The sequence below is a fragment of the Paraburkholderia phenazinium genome, assembly GCF_900141745.1.
Taxonomy (GTDB): Bacteria; Pseudomonadota; Gammaproteobacteria; order Burkholderiales; family Burkholderiaceae; genus Paraburkholderia; species Paraburkholderia phenazinium_B.
In genome coordinates this window covers 1,688,183-1,712,049 of sequence record NZ_FSRM01000001.1, presented here as the reverse complement: position 1 = coordinate 1,712,049, position 23,867 = coordinate 1,688,183, and the positions used below count along the sequence as shown (strand labels likewise).

Here is a 23,867-nt window from a genome sequence, read left to right as displayed (position 1 = left end):
TGTCACGTAGTCATATGACTGACACTCGCGTCAGGCGAGCCAGACCGCTATCGTCAGCATCAGCAGCAGGATCATCCACAGGATGACAGCACGCCACACCAGTCCCACCGCCGATTGCAGCGTACGCGGCGTACAGTCGTCGCCCACCTGCAGGGGATCGCCGTCGCCGGTTGCCAGTGCATCGAGACTCGACGGCTCCGCCAGCGGGCCGCTCAGACGTGCGCCGAGCGCACCGCTGCCGGCCGCGAGCAACACCCCGTCATTGGTGTCGGGCCATTGCCGCGCATGGTTGCGCCATGAATAAATCGCGTCTTCGAAATTGCCGACAATCGCAAAGCCCAGCGACGTCAGCCGCGCCGGCACCCAGTCGATTACAAAAAACGCCTGCTGCGCAAAACTGGAGAACGCCACGGTGCGGTCGTCCGTCGGGCGCGACCACGTCCGCGCCAGGTACTCGGCGATCCGGTACAGCACCGCACCCGCTGGTCCCACCGGCACGAGGAACCAGAAGAACACGCCAAACACATGACGGTGCGAAGCCACCACCGCGTGGATCAGCGTATGACGGACGATCTCGCTGACGGGCATGTCGACCGTATCGAGGCCCGTCCATTCATTGAGGATTTCACGCGCGCGCGGCACATCGTCGTTGTTGAGCGCGAGGTGAATGTCCGTGAAGTAGTGGCTGAACTGGCGGAATCCTAGCGTGAAATAGACGATCACGACGTTCCACAAGAACGCGAGCACGAAGTTGATGTGATAGAGCACGTAGTAGACGAGCGCGACGGCCAGCGTCCACGGCACCACCACCACGAGCCACGCAAGCAGGCCGTGCTTGGGCTTGCCGGCGTCGAATCCGTGCGCCGCCGACTCCGCATGATATTGAAGCAGCGCCGACACCGGATTGTTCGGCGATAACGCGCGCACCTGTTCGATGATCAGAGCCAGCAATACGGAGAAAAAAGTCATGCGATGCGCCGTGCTTTTCGGGTTTTTACGATTGTTTTATAACGATAGCACAGGGTCGGATCCGACCGGGCGCGCTGATGGTTGCAAAGCTGCGACACCTGAGCCGCTTCGAGCGGGTTGGCGTGCGTCATGCAGCAAGAAAGCGATAGAAATTGCGCAACATACCGGCCGTCGCCCCCCAGATAAAGTAGTGTCCGGCCGCGTCGCCGCGAGGATAAGGCATGGCAAAAAAGCGCCGCTCGCCACCCTCCCAGCGGAACACGCGCACCTCATGGTGAGCGGGGTCCATCAGAAAATTCAGCGGCACTTCGAAGACTTCGGCGACTTCGAGCGAGTCGGCTTCCACGGTGAACGGCGGATGTACTAGCGCCACTACCGGTGTGACACGAAAGCCTGTGCCGGTCAGATAGTCGGGCATGGCGCCGAGCACCTCGACGCGTGCGGGGTCCAGACCTACCTCTTCCTGCGCTTCACGCAACGCCGTGGCCGTTGCGTTCGCATCGAACGGTTCGTGACGACCGCCCGGAAAACTGACCTGGCCGGCGTGATCGTTGAGGTGATCGGCTCGCTGCGTCAACAACACCGTGATCCCGTCGTCGCGCACCACTAGCGGTACGAGTACCGCTGCGACGCGCGGATCGCCGAACTCCTTCCAGCGGGCGTCACCCGGCTCCGGCGTCCAGGAAAGGCGCTGCTCGAAGCGGGCGCGTAATCCATCAGGCGTCAGACGTGTGGGGGCAACCGGTGGCAGATCGTCGCCGGTCGATTCGACAGGCAGCGTTTCGGGTTGGAAGACGGGTCGGGTCAACGGGACTCTCGGAACGAGCTTTTGTAGGACATGCCGCTATTTTGACCCAACAAAGAAAAAAGCACCCGGGAAGGGTGCTTTTTCTTACAGCTTTTACGCTTAAGAAGCGGCGCGGTCTTTCGAGACCAGCTTTTCCTTGATCCGGGCCGACTTGCCCGAACGGTCGCGCAGGTAGTACAGCTTCGCACGGCGCACATCGCCACGACGCTTCACGACGATGCTTGCCAGCAGCGGCGAGTACGTCTGGAACGTACGCTCGACGCCTTCGCCCGACGAAATCTTGCGGACGATGAACGACGAATTCAAACCACGGTTACGCTTGGCGATAACGACGCCTTCGTAAGCCTGAACACGCTTACGCGTACCTTCAACCACGTTCACGCTGACAATCACCGTATCGCCAGGGGCGAATTCCGGGATGGTCTTCTCGCCGAGGGCGCGCGCGATTTCTTCCTGCTCGAGTTTTGCAATCAGATTCATCACTGACTCCTAAGTCCATCTTGTCGACGTTCGTACCTGCCTCACAGAACACTGCTCGGCTACGGCCCCGATAGAGGATGGGTTCACATCAGGCACCGTACACGCATGTGCGGCGCCGCCTATTCGCGAGTGACACCGGGGCTCTACGCCTTCGATGCTTCCTTCGCGAGACTTGCAAGCCATGCCTCATCGGCACGGCTCAACATCTTGTTCTTTCTGGCCTTTTCGATCAGATCGGGCCGTTTGTCCAACGTGTTGCGCAGCGCTTCACGGCGACGCCACAACTCGATTTCCGCATGATGGCCGCCGAGCAGCACATCGGGTACACGCACGCCTTCGTATTCCTCGGGACGCGTGTAGTGCGGGCAATCCAGCAGCACGTCGACGAAACTGTCCTGCACTGCCGATTGCGAGTCGTTCAGCACACCGGGTAGCTGACGCACCACCGCATCCATCAACGCCATTGCCGGCAACTCGCCGCCCGACAGCACGAAGTCGCCGAGGCTCACTTCTTCGTCGACGCAACGATCGATCAGACGCTGGTCGATCGCTTCATAGCGGCCGCACAGCACGATCAGACCAGGTTCCGCGGCAAACCGCATCACCCCTTCGTGATTGAGCGTCGCACCTTGCGGGGACATCATCACGACGCGCGAACCGGTAATGCCTTGCTCCGCCTGCGCGGCTTTCGCCACGCCGATCGCGTCTTCCAGCGGCCTGCCCAGCATTACCATGCCCGGGCCGCCACCATACGGGCGATCGTCGACCGTACGGTAGTTGTCGGTGGTGAAATCGCGGGGATTCCACGTGCGCAAACCGTAGCGCTCCTGCTTCGCCGCGCGACTGGTAATGCCCCAATCGGTCAGCGCACGAAACATCTCGGGAAAGAGCGTGACGACATCGAACTGCATCGCTCTCTCCGGTCAACGAGCTAATTTAATAATCAGCTTCCCAGTCGACAACGATTTGCTTCGCCGCCTGGTCCACCGTTTTGACAAAAACACCGACGAACGGAATCAACCGCTCGCCAGTCACCGGCTTACCGTCTTTACCAGTATCCGGATATTCGATGCGCAACACCGAATGCGCACCGTTGTCGATCATGTCAGCCACCTTGCCGAGAGCAACCCCGGTCAGGTTCACGACATCCAGGCCGAGCAGATCGACCCAGTAGAATTCGTCAGCTTCCAGCGCCGGGAAATCGCTGCGGCAGATATACACGCGAGCGCCACGCAATGCGAGCGCCTCGTCGCGGTCAGTCACGCCGCCCAGGTGGGCAACGACGCTGTCGCTATGTATCTTTGCCTGCAGCGCCGGTGCCGAATTGCGCTCGTGGCCTTTCATCAGCCACCAGCGCTTCGCGCTCAGCAATGCATCGCCGCCCCGTCCGGCATCCGCATGCGCGGCTACCTTGACCCAGCCCTTGAGGCCGTAAGCGTCGACGATTGCACCCACTTCAACAGCGTCGTCCGGCCAGCTTTCGACGGTTTCGGCACGCATTGCTGCGGCGCCGGAATCGACATTGGCTGCACCGGGGGCCTTGGCCTTGACGCGTTCCACCGGCTTGCGGACAAACGCGCCGAACGGTGCGTCACCTGCTGCCTGCGCGCGCTGGGCCGGCTTGGCGCGGCCTGAACTTCCCGAATCACGCTCAGACATGACGCCACCTCAGACCACACCTCAAGTCGAAGTTCGTTACCACCTTCGACGTCTGCTTCAGCAAAACGCGCAGTAAAACTCGCGCATCGGACACCTCGCGCAAGCTGCGCGAGCCGCCGGCGATGCACATGCTAGCTACCATTAAGCAGCCGGCTGCGCCTTTTGCGCTTCTTTCACGAGACGCTCGACCGTCGGCGACAGTTGCGCGCCAACGCCTTGCCAGTACGTCAGGCGGTCTTGAGCGATACGCAGCGACTCACCCTTCGTAGCGATCGGGTTGTAGAAGCCAACGCGTTCGATGAAGCGGCCGTCACGACGGTTACGCGAATCGGTTGCGACGATGTTGTAGAACGGGCGCTTCTTGGAGCCGCCACGAGCCAAGCGGATGATGACCATACTAGAATCCTTGAAAACCGGGGTTCGGAACCACTGAAACAGGCGATTATAGCGGGAAACTGAAGCCATAACAAACACTTACGGGGAAAACTAGCATTCATCGTTGCGCTGGGGCTGTCGTCCGTCCGGCCGGCCCTCTTCAAATCGCCCGATCACCTGACGGAAAGCCCGCAAACCTCGCCTCGCTACCGTACCGCCCGCCGCCCTTTCCGCCCGGTTCCCGCCTGTCGCACGGGCCCGACTTACCGCGTCACCTACGAGGCAACCTGGGCGTCAGCGAATTCCATCAATCAGCTTGCGACGTGGCCTGCGCCACGCCGCGGGGCGTAGAATGCGCCTCGGTCCGCGCACCGTTGCGCACCAGTCCTCACGACCGCCCGTCACTGAACTCTTGCCCCCATGTCCACACGCGTTTCGAATTCACCGCGCTTCAGGTCCAAGACGATTACCGCGGCACTCGCCTTCTTCTTCGGCAGCCTCGGCGCGCACCGTTTCTACTTATATGGAAAGCGCGACCTGTATGGCTGGATTCACCTGATCTGTACGCTGTTCGGCATTCCGGGTGTTCTGCTGCTGATCCTCACCCAGCGGACCTCGGCGCTCGGTTGGGTGCTGGCGGTCCCGGGCGCAATCTCACTGTTTTCCGCATTCCTTGCAGCGATTGTCTACGGACTGCGTCCCGACGAAAAGTGGGATGCGCAATTCAACCCGCAGAGCGCGCAAAGCAGCCGTTCCGGCTGGCCGGTGATCTTCGTCGTGATTTTCTCGCTGTTCATCGGCGCCATGCTGATGATGGCGAGCCTTGCCGTTGCATTCGATACCTATTTCGAATCGTCGATGTAGGCGATTCGAGGGGCTTCGGCAGAACAGATCGATTTAACGAGCTGACGGCGCCAACCCTCGTACGCCCCAGCTAAAAGAGATCCATTTGCCCGTCGTCGCGCGCCGGGATCGGCGCCGGCGGCTGCGCGCGGACAAACTGCGACATATCCAGAATGCCTCGCCGACGCTCGTTCAGACCGAGCCGACGCGCGGCTTTATGGAAGCGCTGATTCATCAGATCGGCCCACAAACCCTCACCTTTCATTCGTGTGGCAAAGGAGGCGTCGTAGTCCTTGCCACCGCGCATGTCGCGCACGCGGTTCATGACCCGCTCGGCCCGATCCGGGAAATGCGCTGCGAGCCAGTCTTTGAATAGCGGCGCGACTTCCCACGGCAGACGCAGCACGATATAGCTCGCATTGGTCGCCCCCGCTTCCGCACACGCCTCCATGACCCGCTCCATGTCAGGCTCGGTGACGAACGGAATTACTGGCGCAATACTGACGCCCACCGGAATTCCGGCCTCGCTCAGCGTGCGGATTGTGCGCAGCCGCCGTGCCGGCGTTGCTGCTCGTGGTTCGAGCGTGCGGGCAATCTCGGCATCCAGCGTGGTGATGGTGATGGCCGCCATGAACTGGCCGCGCTCCGCCATAGGTACAAGCAGATCCAGATCGCGCTCGATCAATGACGACTTGGTAATAGCCGCAAACGGATGACCGCGCGCGTGCAACACCTCGATTACCCGTCGCGTGAGACCCAACTCGCGTTCGACCGGCTGCCAGGCATCCGTATTGACGCCGAGTGCGATCGGCTCCGGCACGTACGACTTCTTCGAAAGCTCCCGTTCGAGCAGTTCCGGCGCGTTGACCTTGGCGTAAATGCGGCTCTCGAAATCGAGTCCCGGCGATAGCCCCAGATAACTATGGGTAGGTCGCGCGAAGCAATAGATGCAGCCCCAATTTATACGTCAAGAACTTTGTTCACTTCATAAACACCCTTGCAAATGCGTGCCTCCGGGATGTACTGTATAAACATACAGTATCAGGGGTTTGGCCATGAATCCGCAGAAAGGTCGCGGCAGCGTTTCGAACGCGACGCCTCGATTCGAATCGCACGTACGGGAAACCGTGTGCGACGAATGGTCGCAGGCGTCGCCGGACGAGGAGCCGAAAACTCGCACCGTCGTTTTCGTTGAACGAGCCAAGACGATTATTTCCAGCAACCAGTCGCCCGACATCCCGTTCGAGCAATCTGTAAATGCTTACAGGGGATGTGAGCACGGGTGCGTCTATTGTTATGCGCGGCCCTCCCACGCTTATTTGAATCTGTCGCCCGGGCTCGATTTTGAGACGAAAATTTTCGCGAAGGAAAACGCCGCGGAGGTTTTGCGGCAAACGCTTGAAAAAAAGTCGTATGAGCCAAAGCTGATTGCACTCGGAACGAACACCGACCCTTACCAGCCGTTGGAACGGAAGCTACTAATAACCGAGTCCATCCTCAAGGTGTTGGAAGAGTTCAACAACCCGGTGGCAATAACTACGAAATCGGCGTTGGTAACTCGCGACATCGAAATCCTTGCCCGGATGGCCCAGAAAAATTTAGCACGGGTATTCATGTCTGTGACCACGCTTGACCGGGATATTGCCCGGACGTTAGAACCCAGGGCGAGCACACCGAGCAAGCGATTGGAAGCAATAAGGGAATTAACGGAGGCCGGGATTCCGACTGGCGTGATGGTCGCGCCGATTATTCCCGCATTGACCGACCATGACATGGAGAAAATTCTTGAGCACGCTAGAGCGGCAGGTGCAATGCACGCCGCTTATGTCGCACTGCGCTTGCCACTTGAGGTGACAAACCTTTTCCAAGAATGGCTGGAGGTTCACCACCCATTGAAAGCTAAGCATGTCATGAGCTTGGTTCGGCAAATGCGGGGAGGAAAAGACTATGACTCCGATTTTCGAACTCGCATGCGCGGCAGCGGAATTCATGCCGACCTGATTCAACAGCGCTTTAAGAAAGCATGCGCGAGGCTTGGACTCAATGAAAGCCGCCGACCACTTACGACTGAGCTTTTCAGACGGCCGATTGCTCCACATCCTCAAATGAGCCTCTTTTAAAATCTTTGCTTTCCATCAGCAGAGGTGCGAACCGCGTCCCTTTTGGTAGACGGGCATAGCCCGGGAAGATGCACGCCATCTTTCAAATCAAACCACGTAATTGGCGTCGTGCCGTGTTCAGCTGGAGAATCGCCGGCCCACGGCACGCCTTCCCACGTTACGCCCTAAGCGCTTCCAATGACGCCAAACGAAACGTCATAAGTCTCGAGTAGAAAATTCTCGGTCACGCTCAACAAAGAAAGTTGCTAAGCGCTAACTTTCGAACGGGATAAGCCAGGTTGCACAATGAACACGCGGAGCTTTAATACTGCCGTCCGACTCTGATTCCTTATGGCGGCGAGCATTTGCGGACCGGGCATGGGTAGGCCTCACGCTGCACCAGCGCGCGATGGACGACATTCATCGCGGCATCGTCGAACATGTGGCGGAGCAGTATCGGGTGCCGGTGGTGGCGACGGGCAATGTCCTCATGCACGTCCGGTCGCGAAAGCCCCTATAGGACACGATGACGGCAATCCGGCTGCGCAAGACCATCGCAGAATGCGGCTACGACCTCGCGCCGAATGCCGAGGGCCATCTGCGTTCTCGCTTCCGGCTCGGCAACCTGTATCCGACGCGCGCGCTGTACGAAACGCTCAACATTCTCGAGCGATGCCAGTTCTCGCTCGACGAGCTTCGCTACGAATATCCGGACGAGCTTGTACCCGACGGCTTCACGCACGAAGCGTATTTGCGGCAGGAGACGTACATCGGCGCACACCGTCGCTATCCCGGCGGCATTCCACTCAGCGTGCAGGAGCAGATTGAGCACGAGCTGCAGCTCATCCGCGAACTCGAATATGAGGCCTATTTCCTCACGGTGTACGACATCGTGCGCTTCGCGCGCAGCCAGCACATCCTGTGTCAGGGACGCGGGTCGGCTGCTAACAGTGGGGTCTGTTACTGCCTCGGTGTGACGGAAGTCGACCCGTCGCACGGCAATATGCTGTTCGAGCGCTTCATCAGCAAGGAACGTGGCGAGCCGCCAGACATCGACGTGGACTTCGAGCACCAGCGTCGCGAAGAAGTCATCCAGTACATCTACCGGAAGTACGGGCGCGGCCGAGCGGCCATCGCGGCGGCAGTGTCGATACCGACCGCGCGGCGCGCTGCGCGAAAGCGGCAACGCGCTCGGCGTCGACCTGCAGATTGTGGACAAAGTCGCGAAGTCGCACCATTGGTTCTCTGTCGGCCACACGGTGTCAACTTAACAGCTTTTCCCTCTTGAAAGCTTGTCCCTCATGGCACATGGGGGAATTTGCAGTTCCAGAAACAATTCCTAGCCAGCAGGTACACAGTGCGCAGAGTTGGACTGTTTTTGAAGAACCGCATCTGCCTGACGCATCTAAGCCCGCTGCCGCCAGAATGCATTTGTTACTTGCGCTTGGCGCCTAATCTATCCGGCTATTTTTCTGCTTGACTCTCTTTAATCTGGAGTTCTTCCGCGCGGTGAATTAGCTTCGACAGCGAAATGCCAAGACCGGTCGATATTGACTCCAGCGTCGCGAGGTGGGCGGGGCGGGTGCCTCTCTCGATGTGGCTCACCGCAGTCCAATGCAGGTCTGCTCTCTCTGCCAACTGGGACTGAGTCAGTTTTTGTCGCTCGCGTGCGGCGCGCACGACCAGCCCAAAGGCCTCCACTAGCTGCATGAATGCTCGAAAGATATCAAAGACGACAGTCTTCCGATTCCTGGGTCTTGCGTACATAGCGTAAACGTATAAAATATAGCGCAAACGTCATATATTGAAGCGTCGCATCATTTTTCTTGGCTTTAGAGGCGTGATTCACGCACGCAACGGTGCTTTTCCGGACGTGCAGGCCTCGCGTTGCGACTCGCGAGCAGGCAAGCCGCAAGCACGTTGGTATAGCCCAAAAAGGCAAATTCGGGCCCGTTGAACGGTTCAGCTCGCCCATCGCAGCCAACCGTGAAATCAGACAGGGTCACAAATGCAGTTGGCCCATGTTAAATGAAAGAGGGAGGTCGCCGTTGAATTCTCGTCGGACAGAACGTGAAGCGGAGGCACACACAGACACGCGTGCCATTGGCATGGACTTTCGCACATGGCTGGCCATGCAGTACCAACAAAAGTTATTTTCGAAATTTCCCTTGTTCTTTCGCTCAGTGCACTACCCGGTGGCATATCCGTCAAATCTTGCACTCCTAGGTATTCAGTGCGGCCTTGGTTGGTATTCCGTCATTGAGGTGGCCGCGCAAGAAATTGAGCAGGAACTTAACTCGGAGTGGTGTAACCAGGTTCGCGTACCTGAGAATATTGCGTCCTTGGACTACGACGTGCTGCGGCCGATATCGCCAACGTTTACGTCCGCGTACCCAATCATGCATTTTTGCTCTGACATCCATGGAGCGTCGGGGCGCTTGGAGATATCGGTGGTCGGCGGCTATCTTTGTCGCCCGGTGACTTCAAGACGCATCGAAGAAATTATCAAGGGAGCGCAGTCTCATGCGCGCACCTTGTGCGAACGCTGCGGCTCGCCCGGCACCTTCAGGGAAGGATATTGGCAGCACGTCTATTGCGACGAATGCATTGCTCCTAAGCTGATGCCCGATTCCTTTGATGGTGAAGTTATAACGGCGAACTTATGAAAACTGCAACGCCGAAAACCATTCCCGAGCGAACCACGCCGACGCTGTTTCTCAATTTTTACGGAACCCTGCACGTTGGCCACGCGGTTGTTGATGTAGATGGTCAGGTGTCTCCCGAATCCGGAAGGCCGCTATTCGAATACCACTTCGGTCGTGAGCCTGGCCAACTGATGCGAAACTTTTTGCTTCTGGACTCTAGCCGCGGCATCAGCGATAAAGGCGCTCAGCAGCGAATTCGAGAGTGGCTCGTCGAGGTACACAAGGATGAAAACATGTAGTTTTGCGAACCAGATTAACTCGGCACCTCGAATCTTTCGGCCATGGCCGTCCTGCTTTTCAATTTTCTCAAGTGATACTGAGACCGAGGTACACCTTCGATGCTCAAAGTAACTGTCGAAATATGGCCTGACGGTCGCGAGAGCGGCAGCCGCGTATTGGCTACTGCGAAGATTGGCCGGGTGCGAAGCGGTCCTCTTGCGGACTATCGGGTCGAACTCAGCGAGGAACCGCATGGAAGAATATGCGGGTCCCTAGAGCGCTACCCGCGCTACGCCTCTAGCCTGTGGGACCTTGTAGCTCGCTCAGTTGCGGTCGCGCTGACAGGGAAGGAGGAACTGCCTCCACGCCCACAACAACTCGATGTACCCATACGCACCTCCCTCGGTAACACGCCGTACGTGCGGCTTCGGGAGATACCGGAGCCTGCGCGAAGCCTGTTCCAAAAACGCATGGCTCATTCGACACGTCCCGTAATTGAAGAAGACCCACAACCCATGGACTGCGTCTACGCATGGGATTGGACCGATTTTTTAGCTGGACGTAGATAGTGCCATCGACATTGACCAGGCGGGCTCCCACATGAAGTGGCTAACCCGTTTCGCTTCATCGCAGAAGAACATCGATGGTGTTGCGAAATGGTTCGGCGGGGCCATCGCCTTACTCGGCTTGGTCCTCGTTCTCGTGATACTGGTCCCCAAGGTTTTCAAATGAAAGCAATCGCTTGGATTTATGGCGATTTCCAGAGGACGCTGCAGTCAGGACTCTGCTCCGACGCGGTACCCAAGTCTTTGCACGTGGTAGGAGCGACACGGCATCCGTACCGACCGAGGCATGAGATGAAGCAGCTCAACCCTTTTTCGAAATGGCTCCTCCGCTTCACCTCGTCGCAAAGGAACGTTGACCGCGTGACGATTTGGCTAGGTGGGGGTGTCTCATTGCTCTGCATAGTGTCCGCTGTCGCATTCGTCATCTACATGCTAGTCCGTTGAGGGCCACATGAACGTTATGGAAGCAGCCAAGTACCTTTTCGTAAGCCGTCCGCACGTTCGGGTTCTCGTTGAGCGTGGCGCTCTGACCGGCACTCCCATCGAGAACGGTGACTACGAAATCGACGACGCATCCGTTGAGAAATATGCAGCGGACAGGAAGCGCGCTGCCAAAGAGTGGCTCGATTCGCAAACCGAAGACAATGACCCACTCGGCCTATGAGGTCGCACTCGCTATCCGAACCCAACGTCCGAGCCGGCTGAGGCAACTATGAAATGGCTATTTCGGTTTGCATCGTCGCAGAAAAATGTTGATTGCGTCATCCTGTGGGTCGGGCGATTTGCCGAGATACTCGGGCTGATAGCTGGCATCTTCCTAGTGGTCGCAATCATTCGGAGATAACACTCCTTTATCGAACATGTCGCAGGAATTGTTTTTAGGAAACCTACATGCCAGCATACGACGAAGACTTCTACGCATGGGCGCACGAACAAATACGATTTCTACGGGAGCGTCGCATTGAACTCCTGGACATCGAACACCTTACAGGTGAGCTTGACAAAGTTGCGAAGGCAAAACTACACGTGCTTGTTGACCGGACGGTCAAACTTCTGGTGCATCTATTTAGGTGGCGATACCTGCCCACCGAGCGCACTGATGGTCTGAGGGCAATGATTGAGGCAGAGCGGTCAGCGGTTCTTGAGGGGCTGCAGGAGTCTCCTAGCTTTGGCAACACCACGGACGACCCCAGCAACTATCAGTTGGTATGGGAAAGGGCGCTTTCTGAAGTTACGACCGAGAGCCAACGAGACTACTTTCCAGATGAGTGTCCATGGTCGATTGACGACGTGTTGTCTCGAGGCTGGCTGCCCGCTGTGGATGAGTCAGGAACCGGCGGTTGAACTTCTATTTCGGGTCGGCTATTCGGCAATGCTGTAGATAGTGTCGTCCACGGAGTTTATATGCCAGCCTACGATGAAGACGTCTATGCCTGGGCTTTCGAACAAGCTCGATTTTTGCGGGAGGGCCGGTTTGACCTCCTCGACATCGAGCACTTGGCCGATGAAATTGAAAATGTCGCGAAGGAAGAAGTTCGCGAGCTCATCAAACGAATGTCGGTCCTGCTCGCCAGCTTGCTCAAGTGGAGCTATCTGCCGGCAGAACGAAGTAGCAGTCGCTCGGCACGGATTGAAGCACAACGGCTGGATGTTGCCGACATTCTTGATGACTCTCCGAGCCTGCGCGCCGTGATTGATGAGCCCGGTTCGGCGCAGTCGATATGGGCCGACACTCTCGCTCATGCGGCAGCCGGAATCAGTTCAGACTCGCTGCCATCGGAATCTCCTTGGGCAAGCAACGAGGTTCTTTCTGAGGGCTGGTTGCCACCCGATATTTCGAAGCTTCGTCAGGTTGACCTGAGAACGTTTGGTCTACACATTGACGCCACGTATATACGCGTTGGTGGACAAGGTGGTAAGTCAATACGCTACGGCCGGATTAATGTCGGTCGACGTACGAATGGCCTCAAAAATACAGTGCGGGCAAGAATCGCGCGCATGGCATTCGTGATTTGCCTGCTCGCCCCCGATTTGGCGGACACAATTCTTTCCATGCCAGCGGGGCCGCTCGGGCGTCTGGTGAAAGTGGAGGTGCGTCGTGCACGACCACTGAAACACAGCCGGGGACTGGTCAAGCGCCGTCCGGTAAGTACTGTCTTTCGTGTACCGGAAATTAGCGCCGAGGGATGAATCTGCTTACGTCCGCGTATCGGCGAAGTCGCAGGGGCGCCAAAACTGCGTGTGGCTTGTCGGCAGGAATCGGACGCAGATTCTGTCAATGGCGCCGACGAGATTGTTTGTGATTCGTATCAACTCATCGTGAAACTTGCGATGTCGACGAAGGAGGCGAAGTGACCCAAGTCTTTGCATGGGGCTATGTGGCCTGGATGACGCAACAGTCTAGGAAATATTCGTTGTCGGGATACATCGACGGCCGGGAATTTGACATTGTCACGGACCTGCCGCAGGAGGCTGAGAGGGCATTCGCTCGCGCAGCACGTTCGGCGTGGTTGCGCCGCAAAGTTCGGGTTCTCCGGGGGCTGCCCGCTCGGGAGTCTCCGCCGCTTAGTACGCTTGATACCTACCATGAAGCCTCTCTCCGAGAGATTTTCGTGGCTGTCGTGACCGCGTTATGGAGCCGCGTATTCCGGTGACCGACTCATCAACAATCGGATGAAAGTGCGTAAATTCAAGCGTGCGCGCATCCGCATCACGCTCGGTCCCGCATACTTACTTGGTGACGAAGCGGTGTGTCCAGCGAGTGCTGTCTGTATGAGGAAAACCATCTCACCGCGCTAGCCGTGGCCTTCGACCCACGCGCGACACCACGAGAGGTCTGTCATTTTGGTCACCTGTGTTGTTTGAGGCTGCATTTGCCTTCCGGCTACACGGCTGCTACGCTGACTCTGTGGTTTACACGAGGGCGGCGCAACTATTGGCATGGGATGCAATATGGCTTCGTATAAAGAATTGCTAGTGCAAAGGATGCTCTTGGATTTTTCGTCTAACTCACAAGCGACGCCTGAGTGGAGCATCAAAGAAATTAGTGCATATCTTAAGCACACGTCCATAACGCAAACTCGGGCTTATATCGCTCGCATATTTGGCGTGGACGGAACTTCAAGCTATTTGGGAGGGCAGAATGGCGAGAAAATTAAAAGATGGTTGTCTGACGTAGGCATTGCCGCTCCCTTTGAGGAGCTTTTCCTCATTGACGTCTCTTGCCATTGTGGCGCCGTTTGCTTCACCGTCGACGTCGCGCCCGTTGAAGTCAACGCGTGCGAATGCTCCATTTGCTGGCGATACGGCGCACTGTGGGCGTACTATGACGAACCGAGCGTCACGTTCCCCGCCGACATCGACTCGACCGACACTTACACTGACATGTGCAATGAGCACAGACTCGAATTTCATCGATGCAGCTTTTGCGGCTGCGTCACGCACTGGCGCGCGGTCGATGGAAGCCAGCCACGCATCGGCGTCAACGCACTCATGATGCCGCCCGACCTCATCGCAGAGGCACGCTTTTTGCGCAACGGTCAGCCGGCTGAGTGAGTTCCAACGAAGCGCCGAAGCTCGCGACCGTTGAAGGCCGGGAGGTGTGGCGATTTGGAGTATCGATTTATCCTTTGAGCCGGCCTGCCCGATTATCCAGCGCCATAAAAGGGACCCGCTTTTTAGGCGGGCAAGCCATGTGGAGCACATGCGGCCGAGCTGCCCGTAGTTTATCCGTCCCACGTAAGCGGGGTGCAGTGTTGAATGTAGCCGCTATCAGACTTCTGTCTTTTCCTTTCGACCCGACATGACAGGTCAGTCAGCAACCACTTTGCCGCGACGTCAGGTCCGGTCATGCCGTAGTCGGCAAACTTGAGTTCGCTGTCGTGGTAAGCGATTACGCTAGCGGACACCGCGCATCGACCAAACGTGTGTTCTGTGCGCTCACAGCCCAAACGCAGTTGTTTCAGCGACTTGCATTGCTTCCTGGCGAGTTGTCCACAGCCTTGCGAACAGATTCTGTGGACAACTCGACGACTTTAATAGAGTCACAAGCGTTTCAAAACGTGCTGGCCACGAGCATTTGAGGCGGTCCGTTATAAGGAGCGGCGCCTGATGGGCGCATGAAGTCTCTCCGACGTGCGGCGGGGCGCCACCCGCCAAAGCCTTCAGGCTCAGCTACAGGCTGCTCCCCTGGCAAGAGACTTACTGCGAGACTGGCTGTCCGGCACCTCGCGACTTTCAGGTGCCAGGCGCGGGCTCATGAAGCATCCGCAAGCCTTCGCGACGCGATGTCCCCCACCAAGAGCGAAAAAGAAAAAGGCGCCGGGGAAATCAACCCGCGGCGCCTGAAACGTTCTGGCGAGCCCTTGAACTGGTTCGCCGGAGAACGAGGAGACAGAATTCATTCTAGCCTCATGAGGGCAAACCAATTCGGTGAGGAAGCCTGCTTTTTCCGCCTAAATCACGTGGTTGTGGCGGCCGTCTGCTCCCCCGCCGACGAATCCGGGGGACATCTATTCACCCGACATCTCCATCGCCACCTGCGGTTACCTGGGAAGCTCGGGCGGGCGACCGACCGACATCACAGTCTCGTCCGCCCTGCTTTCCGACCTGACGACACAAGGCTAACCGAGCACGCAGAGCTTGGTTCTCGTCGCGTGTCGACGGGAGCGATTGTTGCGGTTTACCGCTACCGGGCCCGCAATGCGTCCAGACGGGCGGCGCACTTTGCGTTGGAACCACCGCGTTTGTAGGCCTGTGCCGCCTTTGTGCTGTCGGGGACGACATCGCCGGGAGCACTCGTATCCCAGCGTCCCTCCCAATACAAGCCCAAGTTATACGCGGCCGCCCGGTGTCCAAGCTCAAGGGCCGTCCCATACATGCCCTTTGCCATCTCGAGGTCGGCGTCCATGCCGCGACCCAGCCGCGCACTGTCCGCGAGAGCTGCTGCCGCCAGGCCTCGCAGAGGCTCGCTCGCCGCATCGTCCTTCAGCACGTCGCCCAGAATGACGTGCCCGACCTCGTAATTCGCAGGCCCACCTGTTTCGGTGATAAGAGACAGTGCCAGCGCGACCCGAAGGGAAGGGTGTCGGTCAGGGCCAACTCGTTCAATCAGTCGCCGGCCGAGGTAAGGCGCGCCCGGCAGCGGGCTTGTGAGCAGGCCATTCGCAATGGCCGCGATAGATTCAAGTGAAAGAAATCCAACCTTGTTTGCTGACACAACGTGCCGGAAGAACTTTTCTATGTCGAGTGCCGGGTCGCACAGGCGAAGTTGTGCCCACTCGCGTTCAATTTGGCCCAACCAGCTGGAATCTACAGACATCAGATTTCGCGTCCTGTGGTGAGTGATGAGGGCGATGATACCTCACCGCTGTAGTCGCCCGACGCCCAAAGGCAGGACGGGGCCGCGTTCGCCGCAGCTTGAGTCGATGACTAACGTTCTGCCCCAGCAAGGTTCTCAGTGAGCTCCCTGTTCCGTCTCTGCCGGCGGCCATTTGTCCGGAACGCCTACGCGCGCGCCGGTTGCCCGTCCTCGAGGTACAACGTGCGTTTCGAACACTGGTATCTTCCGGTCGAACCTTTGTTGTTCCTGAGCGTCCCACCTATTCCGAACCAGACGGAGGCAGAATGGGAGAAATCAGGAAAGGAACCCGGGTGCGACTGAGCGACGAGCGGCTCGGTGAACTGGACGACCGGTCTGCGACCTTGTATGTAGGTAGGGTCGGCGAGGTTGTATCGTCCTCGAAGGCCACCGGTCTTCTCACCGTGTAACCTCTCCAGGATGATGAGCGGCGGCCGACCATGCTCACCGATGTTCCCCCTCAATTTCTCGTGAAGACCAACCCTTAGGTTCTTGCTTCGTGAAAGAACGATGTTACTTGTGGCCTTTGGTATTAGGTATTGCACCTGTCTTGGATAAATTTGTGCACCTCTGGGTCTGTCCGAAGACGCTCGGTATACCACGCGAATTCATCGGCGAAGGGGGATTGTTCAACGAGGGTCGCCATTGCATTCGCGTCCCAGACATAGAGGAAGAACGCCTGAGGCTGAAGCTCCTTAAGAGGGCGTGCCCTATCTAAAAAGTGCTTTAGCCCGCTTTCCACCTGGAGACAAAACGCTTGGAATGCATTGATTGCATCAATGTTGCGGGCGTTGCGGCCGATATGAGACAAACCATAGAGAATGGCGAACAGGTCGTCCCTTCCAATTACGCTGCCAGACATAACTGCTGTCTCTGCCCGCTTGCGCCAAGAGTCGATGCAGGTTGACACGATTTGGGCGTTATCAATATAAATGGAGGCATTCGCAATCTTGTACTGGTCAAGTAGTCGAATCTCCCCGTGGCACGTGCCTACGGTCACCAGAAAGTCCAAACCGTAGGTAAGAGGAATTCCGTCGAGAAATTCGAGAGTGATAGAGGATGTCTGAGCACCGGTCCGTTGAATGCAGTTCGCAGCCAGTACGGCAACGGACCGACTATATTCGCGCGGAGACGATGCGTGAAATTCTTCTTTTGTGCATGACCGAATGAGCTCTCGAACGACCCCTGTGCAATCGATGGATTTCGCAGTGTCGATATACGCGGTCATATGATTGACCATCTCGGTAGCCCCTGCGTAGTCGAGGTCATTCAGCATGTTCCCAAGCTGGCTTGGTTCCGCTAGCATTTTGTGGACATCCGCGACTTCTTGGACCCCGGTAACCGAGGTCAAAGTGAAGAATCGAATAAGCCGTGACAACTCGGATAATCGAAGGTGGCTGCGGGGCGGGGAATTCGAGCCAGAGCCGTTTGTAATTGGGAACAGGAACTTGAGTGCAGCTGAAGCCGCCGCCTTGTCCGGTTGGTTTTCCGGCAAATGCGCCTGCCACGCTGTTCGCCTCTCTTCTTTCGTGCCCGAAAAATACATTGACCAATCAGCAGAGCTGGCCTCTTCTGCCACCGACCAGAAGAACCCCGTAAACTGCTCGGGGTTCTGGACCACCGCATCGCGGATTTTTGGAAACCTTTGAAACAGCGCTTCGGCCACGATGACGTCTGATGCGTTGACTTCGTGGGTTGTGCTAGCCAAGCTGAGCATAAGACGATTCATGAGTCTCACGATATCCCGTGGATATCGGCAGAGGGTGCAAGTCAGCGTCGTTGCTTTCCCGAGAATCTCGGATTCGAAGGGTTCGAGTTTGCGATGAATAGACTCGAGCAGGTTGGAAATCTCACCGGAAATGTGAGATTGCAACTGCCAAGGAAAAGCCGGTGAGATGGGGTACGCGACCTGCACAATTTTTTCGATGTAGGCGTTTCCCCCTGCAGCGGGTCCACCGCCAAGACTTTCGCTAACCACGTTTCGGTCATACGCGAGCAAATAGGAGACGCGTGGGAAGTCCGCCACCGCCTTGATTGTTCGGAATACTGCCTTGATTTCATCGGGTGTCAAGCGGTCAAGGTCGTCTACGATGACGACAATGCTGCAGTCAAGCTCGGCGAGTGCTTTGATGACCTCTTTCTTTCGCTCACTTAGTCCTGCTTTGATGGATACGAGCTTTTCAGCCTCTTCAACCACCTTCTTGGCGTTGTCCACCGCCTCACCGGCCTTGGTCGCCAGTTTGCTGGCGTCGTGAAGCGCGTTGCCAACCGTATCTGCAGCGACTCCAACGAGACTTACACCGGGCACATACTTGAGATATTTCAGGTGACGTAGTAATCCAGCGTATCCCAGTATTTTTCCTGCCGCCTCCAACGATTTTTTCGCACGCTTTTTGCCTGCGTCCATTCCGATGCCGGAGGCGAGTTCGGTCAGCAGGGCTTCGACCAGAGCATCCGCCCCAGCGAGCATCCATGGGTTGAACTCGACAACAATTGGGACCTCGTCAGTCGATGACTTAAGCGACTCGACGATATAGCGCACCACGGTTGTCTTGCCCGAGCCCCATGCCCCTTCGATACCTATGACCACTCCGGGGCTCTTCGGCGGTAGCACCAATAAGCGAGCGAGCTGCTCTGCAAACGGCTTTCGACTGTAGAGGTCATTTGCAATTTGCGGCTGGTCATGCTGGAACACGGCAGATTGGGCAGAGGGCATTTGCGCAACTTCTGAGGAAAAGTTCCGTGTGAGGAAAGCACGATGCTAACCGTGAATGTCTATCCATGCACGCGCCCAGGCGAGTCCGGCCTGCTGCGCCTCGCCCTCTGTATCGAAATGACCCAGCACGCCGGATGCCTCAACAAGCTTGCCATTCTGAAAGATGGTCCCGCTTGCGGCATAGCGCTCCTGCATCAGGATGTCTTCCTGCTGCAGGATGGCATGTCCCCAGACCTTGTAGCCGTTGTACCGCTCTGGCTCCATCATCGCGTGACCTCTGCAGCCGTATTGCGAGAATCAACCCGAAGCACATTTCCCTCGGGCGTTATCTGGCGCGGAATATCAGAGAAGTGAGGCGCGCTGCCGGGTTTCATTGCGAGCTTTGGCGCCGGCGTTCGATGAGCCCGCGCCTTCGCGATGTGTTGTACGCCACCTGAATGCTTCGCGGACCTGTGCGCAGTCGCCGGGTGCTCAAGCGAAGGCCGCCTTGCTTCCGGCGGATTCCAGATTTCCTTGTACTCCTGAGTTGCAAATGCGGAGGACGTGAAGCCGAGCAGCAACAAAACACATCCAGAAAATCTCACTGTTCCTTCTCCCCGTTACCTCGCTTTAACCATTCGCTGCACCGGACGCCCAGACCGACGCATTCGCCGTCGCAACCATGACAGTAATGTCGGTCGCGAACAGCGTCGTCGACCTGCCAGACGTTGTCGCTCGCCGGCATTGCTGTTCCTACGGCATGGCCATTTTCGCATGCGAAAAAGACAGGCTCACCGTTTTTCCCACGCCTCACTGCTTCGTCAATCGTCTCGTCGCCGAAGGCTGAGCGTAGTTTCGCCATGAAGGCGGCCAACTCGGGCATCGGATGGCCGGCCTTTCGAACGCGTGCATCCATGAGCCAGCCCCCGATTAAAAGTGCCAGTTCGCTGCCGCAAGATTGCGTGTACGATACTGTATAAATATACAGGTTTTTTTACCTCCCCATGTCCACCGCTACCGTTCCCGCTGAGGAGATTCACCCGTCCCTGTGGCGAGCGTCCCAGCTCGCGCGCGGGCGTGGGCGGTTTCTGGAAACCGGGTATCCCGCGCTGTCGGCGGAGCTGCCTGGCGGCGGATGGCCCGTAGGGGCGCTGGTCGACCTGCTGGTCCAGCAAGCCGGTACGGGTGAATTGCGGTTGCTGCAGCCAGGGCTCTGCAAGGCCGGTATCCGTCCGGTCGCATTTGTGCAGCCACCCCATGCCCTCAACGGATTGGGGCTGCGCCACATCGGCCTTCCTGTCGAGCGGGTGTTTCGCGTGGAGGCGGCGAAGACGGGAGACGCGTTGTGGTCGGTTGAGCAGATTCTCCGCGCAGGCAGTTGCGCCGCGGTGGTTTTCTGGACGGAGTACGCGAAAGCGTCATCGCTCAGACGACTGCACCTGGCCGCGCAGTCGTCTGAAACGCTTTTCGTGATGGTCAGGCCGCTCGCGGCCGCGCAGGACTCTTCGCCAGCGCTTCTGCGATTGGCACTAAGACCATCAGCCGACGGCTTGGCCGTCGATATCGTGAAACGACGAGGGCCCTCTCGCGCAGAGCCTTTATCGATTTCCCTTCAACCCACTCCTGTTCTGCTTTCCCAACATGCGCGTCTTTCTCACCGTTCACTTGCCGAAGTTGCTGCTCAAGGTGTTGCGACCGACGTGGTCGTTTGAGCTGGCAAATAGCGGCGGAGTACTGGGGAAAGAGAAACAATGCAGCTTCCTTCATGGCCTGCCGGAATGACACGCCATGGATGCGACCTTCAACGCTCTACCGGCGTATGCCGAGCTGTTCTGCCTCTCCAATTTCTCATTTCTGCACGGCGCTTCGCACGCGGAGGAGTTAGCTCAACGCGCGGCGCAACTTGGCTACTCGGGTCTGGCGATAACTGACGAATGCTCGCTTGCGGGTATCGTCCGGGCGCACGTAGCCGCGAAGGAGGCTAACCTTCCGTTCGTCGTTGGCTCGTACTTCCGGCTCGTCAACGCGGATGGTTCGCCGGCGTTCGGTCTCATCCTCCTCGCCCAGAACCGTGAGGGATACGGAAACCTCTCCGAACTCATTACGCTCGCCCGCACGCGCGGCCCGAAAGGCAAATACCGGTTGACACCGCACGACCTGTCGCGTCCGGACCTGGAAAACAGTCACCTGCGCGGCATGCCGCACTGTCTCGCGATACTGATACCGAATTTCCCCACGAAAGAGGATGTGCTCGACGTCCAGCTCGAGTGGCTCGAGCAGACGTTTCCCGACCGCGCATGGTGCGGCCTCGTGCTGCATCAACGGGCCATGGACGATATTCACAGGGGAGCCGTCGAATATATTGCCGACCGCCGCGGCATTCCAGTCGTTGCACTCGGCCAGGTCGTGATGCATGTGCGCTCGCGCAAACCGTTGCAGGACACGATGACCGCAATCCGCGTGGGCAGACCGGTGCAGGAGTGTGGCTACGACCTCTCTCCCAACGCGGAGCAGCACCTGCGTCCCCGCCTGCGTCTCGCGAACCTGTATCCGGAATACGCGCTCGCAGAGACGACGAACATCCTGTCGCGTTGCACGTTCTCGCTCGACGAGCTGCGCTATGAGTACCCGGACGAACTGGTTCCCAAGGGCATCACGCCGACCGCCTACCTGCGGCAGGAGACCTATATTGGGGCCCGCCGCCGGTTTCCATCCGGCATCCCATACGACGTGCTGGAACAGATTGAACACGAGCTTGAACTCATCAGGGAGCTCGAATACGAGCCGTACTTCCTGACGGTCTATGACATCGTCCGCTTCGCCCGTAGCCAGCACATCCTGTGTCAGGGCCGGGGCTCGGCCGCGAACTCGGCGGTCTGTTACTGCCTGGGCGTGACAGAAGTCGACCCTGCGCGAGGCAACATGCTCTTCGAGCGTTTTATCTCGAAGGAGCGCGGCGAGCCACCCGACATCGATGTCGACTTCGAACACCAGCGAAGGGAAGAGGTAATTCAATACATCTACGGGAAATACGGCCGTGACCGCGCAGCGATAGCGGCAGCCGTGTCGACCTATCGTCCGCGCGGTGCACTTCGCGAAACCGGCAAGGCGCTGGGCGTCGACCCGCAGATTGTCGACGCGGTGGCCAAGAGCCATCAATGGTTTGATGGCAAGGAGGACCTCCTCAACCGCTTTTCCGAGTCCGGCCTGAACCCGGAGACGCCACTGATTCAGCTGTGGGCATCGCTTGCCTCGCAGTTACTCGGCTTCCCACGCCACCTGTCCCAACACTCCGGTGGCTTTGTTATCAGCCGTGGAAAGCTCACGCGCCTGGTGCCTGTTGAAAATGCTGCGATGGTCGACCGCAGCGTGATTCAGTGGGACAAGGACGACCTCGAGTCGCTGGGGTTGCTGAAAATCGATGTGCTTGCGCTCGGCATGCTCTCAGCAATCCGTCGAGCGCTCGACCTCGTATCGGACCAGCGAGGTGAGCAATTTGAGATGCAGGACATACCGGCTGAAGACCCGGAAACGTACGAGATGATTTCGCGCGCGGACACCGTGGGCGTCTTCCAGATTGAATCGCGGGCGCAGATGAGCATGCTGCCCAGACTCCAGCCCCGTACGTTTTATGACCTCGTCATCGAGGTGGCGATTGTTCGCCCGGGACCCATCCAGGGCGGCGCCGTCCATCCCTATCTTCAGCGTCGCCAGGGATTCGAGCCTGTGAGCTACCCAAGCAAGGCCCTGGAGACGGCGCTGGGCCGCACGCTCGGGGTGCCGATTTTCCAGGAGCAGGTGATGCAGGTAGCGATGCTGGCCGCCGGCTTCACTGCGGGCGAAGCGGACCAGTTGCGGCGCGCGATGGCGGCCTGGAAGCGCAAGGGCGGTCTTGACAGGTATTACGACCGAATCGTCAACGGGATGACCGAGCGCGGGTATGACAAGGCCTTCGCGGACGGTATCTTCCAGCAGATTCTGGGCTTTGGCGAATACGGATTCCCGGAGAGTCACGCGGCCAGCTTTGCACTGCTCGTGTACGCGAGCAGCTGGCTGAAACGCCACGAGCCGGAAGCGTTTCTCGCCGCAATGCTGAACAGCCAGCCGATGGGTTTTTACTCGCCGTCGCAACTCGTTCAGGATGCCACGCGGCATGGTGTTCAGGTATTCCCTGTCGATGTCACCATAAGTGGCTGGGACGCTTCCCTTGAGCCGATAGCCGGTGTCGCGCGCCCAGCGGTCCGACTGGGCCTGTCCCTGCTCAAAGGTATGCGTGACGGTGCCGCAGAGCGTATCGAGAATTCACGCGCGATACGTCAGTTCACGACCGTCTCCGACCTCGCCCGACGCGCCCAACTGGACCGTTATGACCTGCAGGTGCTCGCCGCGGCGAATGCGCTTTCGTCACTTGCTGGCAACCGGCGCGAAGCGCTGTGGCAGTCGGTCGCCGCAGTGCCGGATAAAGACATGCTGTCGGTAGCAAAGGTCGAGGATGAAACGCCGGCACTCGGTGCACCCTCAGAAGCAGACGATATTGTCGGTGACTATCGGTCGATGGGGCTGACACTCGGACGACATCCTCTCGCGCTACTGCGGCCCCAGTTGCTCGAAAACCGGTTGATGCCGGCGTCCACCCTGCGTACCTACCGGAACGGCCGGCTCGCGCGGGGATGCGGCATCGTTACCGTACGTCAGCGGCCCGAGACGGCAAAGGGTGTCATCTTTATCACCCTCGAAGACGAGACCGGCAACGTCAACGTCATCATCTGGCCCAAGGTGCTGGAGCGGCAGCGCAAGGAAGTCCTTGGCGCGTCGTTACTCGGGGTGCTGGGTGTATGGCAGTGCGAAGGTGAAGTACGGCACCTTGTCGCACAACACCTCATCGATATGTCGTACCTCCTCGGCGAGCTGCCATCAACGAGCCGCAATTTCCATTGATGGCGTAATCCTGGCCCCAAGAGTGGCATCGGGCACGCGTTGCCGTTTCAATCGATTCGTTTCAACGCGCCAATATATCCCCAGTTCACCGACTCGAAATCAACCTGATTAAGCCAGCGAACTCCACGGACATCAGATTTGGCGTCCTTTGG

At 58.1% G+C, this 23,867-nt stretch carries 21 protein-coding genes and 2 pseudogenes; 11 read left to right on the top strand and 12 right to left on the bottom strand.

Going from position 1 to position 23,867, the window contains the following annotated elements; genetic code table 11:
• Nucleotides 1-30: 30 nt before the first annotated feature.
• The 6 genes from BUS06_RS07985 to rpsP all read right to left on the bottom strand — a co-directional run bounded on the left by BUS06_RS07985 (nucleotide 31) and on the right by rpsP (nucleotide 4,312).
• Nucleotides 31-969 carry a CobD/CbiB family protein gene (locus BUS06_RS07985; protein ID WP_074263791.1) on the bottom strand — a complete coding sequence of 313 codons (939 nt, stop codon included), beginning with the start codon at nucleotides 967-969 and terminating at the stop codon, nucleotides 31-33.
• A gap of 127 nt (nucleotides 970-1,096) precedes the next feature.
• Nucleotides 1,097-1,777, bottom strand: coding sequence for a CoA pyrophosphatase (locus BUS06_RS07980; protein ID WP_074263790.1), 681 nt, complete (start codon nucleotides 1,775-1,777; stop codon nucleotides 1,097-1,099).
• A gap of 99 nt (nucleotides 1,778-1,876) precedes the next feature.
• A complete protein-coding gene (gene rplS, locus BUS06_RS07975; protein ID WP_074263789.1) occupies nucleotides 1,877-2,257 on the bottom strand; it encodes a 50S ribosomal protein L19 in 381 nt (126 codons plus the stop codon).
• Between the two features lie 143 nt (nucleotides 2,258-2,400).
• Nucleotides 2,401-3,168, bottom strand: coding sequence for a tRNA (guanosine(37)-N1)-methyltransferase TrmD (trmD, locus tag BUS06_RS07970; protein ID WP_074263788.1), 768 nt, complete (start codon nucleotides 3,166-3,168; stop codon nucleotides 2,401-2,403).
• Between the two features lie 25 nt (nucleotides 3,169-3,193).
• Entirely contained in the window at nucleotides 3,194-3,916 is a 723-nt protein-coding gene (gene rimM, locus BUS06_RS07965) for a ribosome maturation factor RimM (protein WP_074263787.1), read from the bottom strand.
• A gap of 141 nt (nucleotides 3,917-4,057) precedes the next feature.
• Nucleotides 4,058-4,312, bottom strand: a complete 255-nt coding sequence (rpsP, locus tag BUS06_RS07960) for a 30S ribosomal protein S16 (RefSeq protein WP_074263786.1) — start codon at nucleotides 4,310-4,312, stop codon at nucleotides 4,058-4,060.
• Nucleotides 4,313-4,711: 399 nt separating this feature from the next.
• Here rpsP and BUS06_RS07955 point away from each other — a divergent pair, with 399 nt between their 5' ends.
• Nucleotides 4,712-5,155, top strand: coding sequence for a TM2 domain-containing protein (locus BUS06_RS07955; RefSeq protein ID WP_074263785.1), 444 nt, complete (start codon nucleotides 4,712-4,714; stop codon nucleotides 5,153-5,155).
• A gap of 70 nt (nucleotides 5,156-5,225) precedes the next feature.
• Here BUS06_RS07955 and BUS06_RS07950 read toward each other — a convergent pair.
• Nucleotides 5,226-6,089: pseudogene (locus BUS06_RS07950) on the bottom strand (PA0069 family radical SAM protein); the annotation flags it as partial.
• Between the two features lie 100 nt (nucleotides 6,090-6,189).
• On the opposite strand from BUS06_RS07950, the gene BUS06_RS07945 reads away from it, so the two are divergent.
• Both BUS06_RS07945 and BUS06_RS07940 read left to right on the top strand, forming a co-directional pair.
• A complete protein-coding gene (locus BUS06_RS07945) occupies nucleotides 6,190-7,254 on the top strand; it encodes a PA0069 family radical SAM protein (RefSeq protein ID WP_074263784.1) in 1,065 nt (354 codons plus the stop codon).
• A 343-nt stretch (nucleotides 7,255-7,597) separates the two neighbouring features.
• Nucleotides 7,598-8,477: pseudogene (locus BUS06_RS07940) on the top strand (error-prone DNA polymerase); the annotation flags it as partial.
• Between the two features lie 220 nt (nucleotides 8,478-8,697).
• Here the strand turns inward: BUS06_RS07940 and BUS06_RS07935 are convergent.
• Complete coding sequence (locus BUS06_RS07935) at nucleotides 8,698-8,943, bottom strand: helix-turn-helix domain-containing protein (RefSeq protein WP_074263783.1); 246 nt, start codon at nucleotides 8,941-8,943, stop codon at nucleotides 8,698-8,700.
• Between the two features lie 398 nt (nucleotides 8,944-9,341).
• Here BUS06_RS07935 and BUS06_RS07930 point away from each other — a divergent pair, with 398 nt between their 5' ends.
• The 6 genes from BUS06_RS07930 to BUS06_RS37095 all read left to right on the top strand — a co-directional run bounded on the left by BUS06_RS07930 (nucleotide 9,342) and on the right by BUS06_RS37095 (nucleotide 14,278).
• Nucleotides 9,342-9,899: a hypothetical protein gene (locus BUS06_RS07930; RefSeq protein ID WP_074263782.1), complete on the top strand. Its 558-nt coding sequence runs from the start codon at nucleotides 9,342-9,344 to the stop codon at nucleotides 9,897-9,899.
• Nucleotides 9,896-10,177, top strand: a complete 282-nt coding sequence (locus BUS06_RS07925; protein WP_074263781.1) for a hypothetical protein — start codon at nucleotides 9,896-9,898, stop codon at nucleotides 10,175-10,177. The genes BUS06_RS07930 and BUS06_RS07925 overlap by 4 nt, the downstream gene beginning before the upstream one ends.
• A gap of 997 nt (nucleotides 10,178-11,174) precedes the next feature.
• On the top strand, nucleotides 11,175-11,387 hold the full coding sequence (locus BUS06_RS07915; RefSeq protein ID WP_074263779.1) for a MerR family transcriptional regulator: 213 nt from the start codon (nucleotides 11,175-11,177) through the stop codon (nucleotides 11,385-11,387).
• A gap of 227 nt (nucleotides 11,388-11,614) precedes the next feature.
• A complete protein-coding gene (locus BUS06_RS07910) occupies nucleotides 11,615-12,067 on the top strand; it encodes a DUF29 domain-containing protein (RefSeq protein WP_074263778.1) in 453 nt (150 codons plus the stop codon).
• Nucleotides 12,068-12,127: 60 nt separating this feature from the next.
• The gene (locus BUS06_RS07905; protein WP_074263777.1) at nucleotides 12,128-12,913 is read left to right on the top strand and encodes a DUF29 domain-containing protein; all 786 of its coding nucleotides are present in this window, start codon (nucleotides 12,128-12,130) and stop codon (nucleotides 12,911-12,913) included.
• A gap of 801 nt (nucleotides 12,914-13,714) precedes the next feature.
• A complete protein-coding gene (locus BUS06_RS37095; protein WP_143787478.1) occupies nucleotides 13,715-14,278 on the top strand; it encodes a GFA family protein in 564 nt (187 codons plus the stop codon).
• Between the two features lie 1,132 nt (nucleotides 14,279-15,410).
• Here the strand turns inward: BUS06_RS37095 and BUS06_RS07885 are convergent.
• The 4 genes from BUS06_RS07885 to BUS06_RS07865 form a co-directional block, all read right to left on the bottom strand.
• Entirely contained in the window at nucleotides 15,411-16,043 is a 633-nt protein-coding gene (locus BUS06_RS07885; RefSeq protein WP_074263774.1) for an SEL1-like repeat protein, read from the bottom strand.
• 571 nt (nucleotides 16,044-16,614) lie between these two features.
• On the bottom strand, nucleotides 16,615-18,798 hold the full coding sequence (locus BUS06_RS07880) for a KAP family P-loop NTPase fold protein (protein WP_074263773.1): 2,184 nt from the start codon (nucleotides 18,796-18,798) through the stop codon (nucleotides 16,615-16,617).
• Between the two features lie 45 nt (nucleotides 18,799-18,843).
• Nucleotides 18,844-19,062: a hypothetical protein gene (locus tag BUS06_RS07875; RefSeq protein ID WP_074263772.1), complete on the bottom strand. Its 219-nt coding sequence runs from the start codon at nucleotides 19,060-19,062 to the stop codon at nucleotides 18,844-18,846.
• Between the two features lie 316 nt (nucleotides 19,063-19,378).
• Complete coding sequence (locus tag BUS06_RS07865; protein WP_074263770.1) at nucleotides 19,379-19,693, bottom strand: hypothetical protein; 315 nt, start codon at nucleotides 19,691-19,693, stop codon at nucleotides 19,379-19,381.
• 88 nt (nucleotides 19,694-19,781) lie between these two features.
• Between BUS06_RS07865 and imuA the strand changes: the two genes are divergently transcribed.
• Nucleotides 19,782-20,489 carry a translesion DNA synthesis-associated protein ImuA gene (gene imuA, locus BUS06_RS07860; RefSeq protein ID WP_074263769.1) on the top strand — a complete coding sequence of 236 codons (708 nt, stop codon included), beginning with the start codon at nucleotides 19,782-19,784 and terminating at the stop codon, nucleotides 20,487-20,489.
• 76 nt (nucleotides 20,490-20,565) lie between these two features.
• On the top strand, nucleotides 20,566-23,715 hold the full coding sequence (locus tag BUS06_RS07855) for an error-prone DNA polymerase (protein WP_074263768.1): 3,150 nt from the start codon (nucleotides 20,566-20,568) through the stop codon (nucleotides 23,713-23,715).
• The last annotated feature ends 152 nt before the right edge of the window (nucleotides 23,716-23,867 follow it).

Bases quoted from the DNA above. Each gene is read 5' to 3' on its own strand.
- BUS06_RS07915 (WP_074263779.1), top strand. From the start codon at position 11,175: ATGAACGTTATGGAAGCAGCCAAGTACCTTTTCGTAAGCCGTCCGCAC.
- rpsP (WP_074263786.1), bottom strand. From the start codon at position 4,312: ATGGTCATCATCCGCTTGGCTCGTGGCGGCTCCAAGAAGCGCCCGTTC.
- rplS (WP_074263789.1), bottom strand. From the start codon at position 2,257: ATGAATCTGATTGCAAAACTCGAGCAGGAAGAAATCGCGCGCGCCCTC.
- BUS06_RS07910 (WP_074263778.1), top strand. From the start codon at position 11,615: ATGCCAGCATACGACGAAGACTTCTACGCATGGGCGCACGAACAAATA.
- BUS06_RS07855 (WP_074263768.1), top strand. From the start codon at position 20,566: ATGGATGCGACCTTCAACGCTCTACCGGCGTATGCCGAGCTGTTCTGC.
- BUS06_RS07985 (WP_074263791.1), bottom strand. From the start codon at position 969: ATGACTTTTTTCTCCGTATTGCTGGCTCTGATCATCGAACAGGTGCGC.
- BUS06_RS07865 (WP_074263770.1), bottom strand. From the start codon at position 19,693: ATGGATGCACGCGTTCGAAAGGCCGGCCATCCGATGCCCGAGTTGGCC.
- BUS06_RS07905 (WP_074263777.1), top strand. From the start codon at position 12,128: ATGCCAGCCTACGATGAAGACGTCTATGCCTGGGCTTTCGAACAAGCT.
- BUS06_RS07925 (WP_074263781.1), top strand. From the start codon at position 9,896: ATGAAAACTGCAACGCCGAAAACCATTCCCGAGCGAACCACGCCGACG.
- BUS06_RS07935 (WP_074263783.1), bottom strand. From the start codon at position 8,943: ATGCAGCTAGTGGAGGCCTTTGGGCTGGTCGTGCGCGCCGCACGCGAG.
- BUS06_RS07880 (WP_074263773.1), bottom strand. From the start codon at position 18,798: ATGCCCTCTGCCCAATCTGCCGTGTTCCAGCATGACCAGCCGCAAATT.
- rimM (WP_074263787.1), bottom strand. From the start codon at position 3,916: ATGTCTGAGCGTGATTCGGGAAGTTCAGGCCGCGCCAAGCCGGCCCAG.
- BUS06_RS07885 (WP_074263774.1), bottom strand. From the start codon at position 16,043: ATGTCTGTAGATTCCAGCTGGTTGGGCCAAATTGAACGCGAGTGGGCA.
- BUS06_RS07955 (WP_074263785.1), top strand. From the start codon at position 4,712: ATGTCCACACGCGTTTCGAATTCACCGCGCTTCAGGTCCAAGACGATT.
- BUS06_RS07945 (WP_074263784.1), top strand. From the start codon at position 6,190: ATGAATCCGCAGAAAGGTCGCGGCAGCGTTTCGAACGCGACGCCTCGA.
- BUS06_RS07875 (WP_074263772.1), bottom strand. From the start codon at position 19,062: ATGGAGCCAGAGCGGTACAACGGCTACAAGGTCTGGGGACATGCCATC.
- imuA (WP_074263769.1), top strand. From the start codon at position 19,782: ATGTCCACCGCTACCGTTCCCGCTGAGGAGATTCACCCGTCCCTGTGG.
- trmD (WP_074263788.1), bottom strand. From the start codon at position 3,168: ATGCAGTTCGATGTCGTCACGCTCTTTCCCGAGATGTTTCGTGCGCTG.
- BUS06_RS07930 (WP_074263782.1), top strand. From the start codon at position 9,342: ATGGACTTTCGCACATGGCTGGCCATGCAGTACCAACAAAAGTTATTT.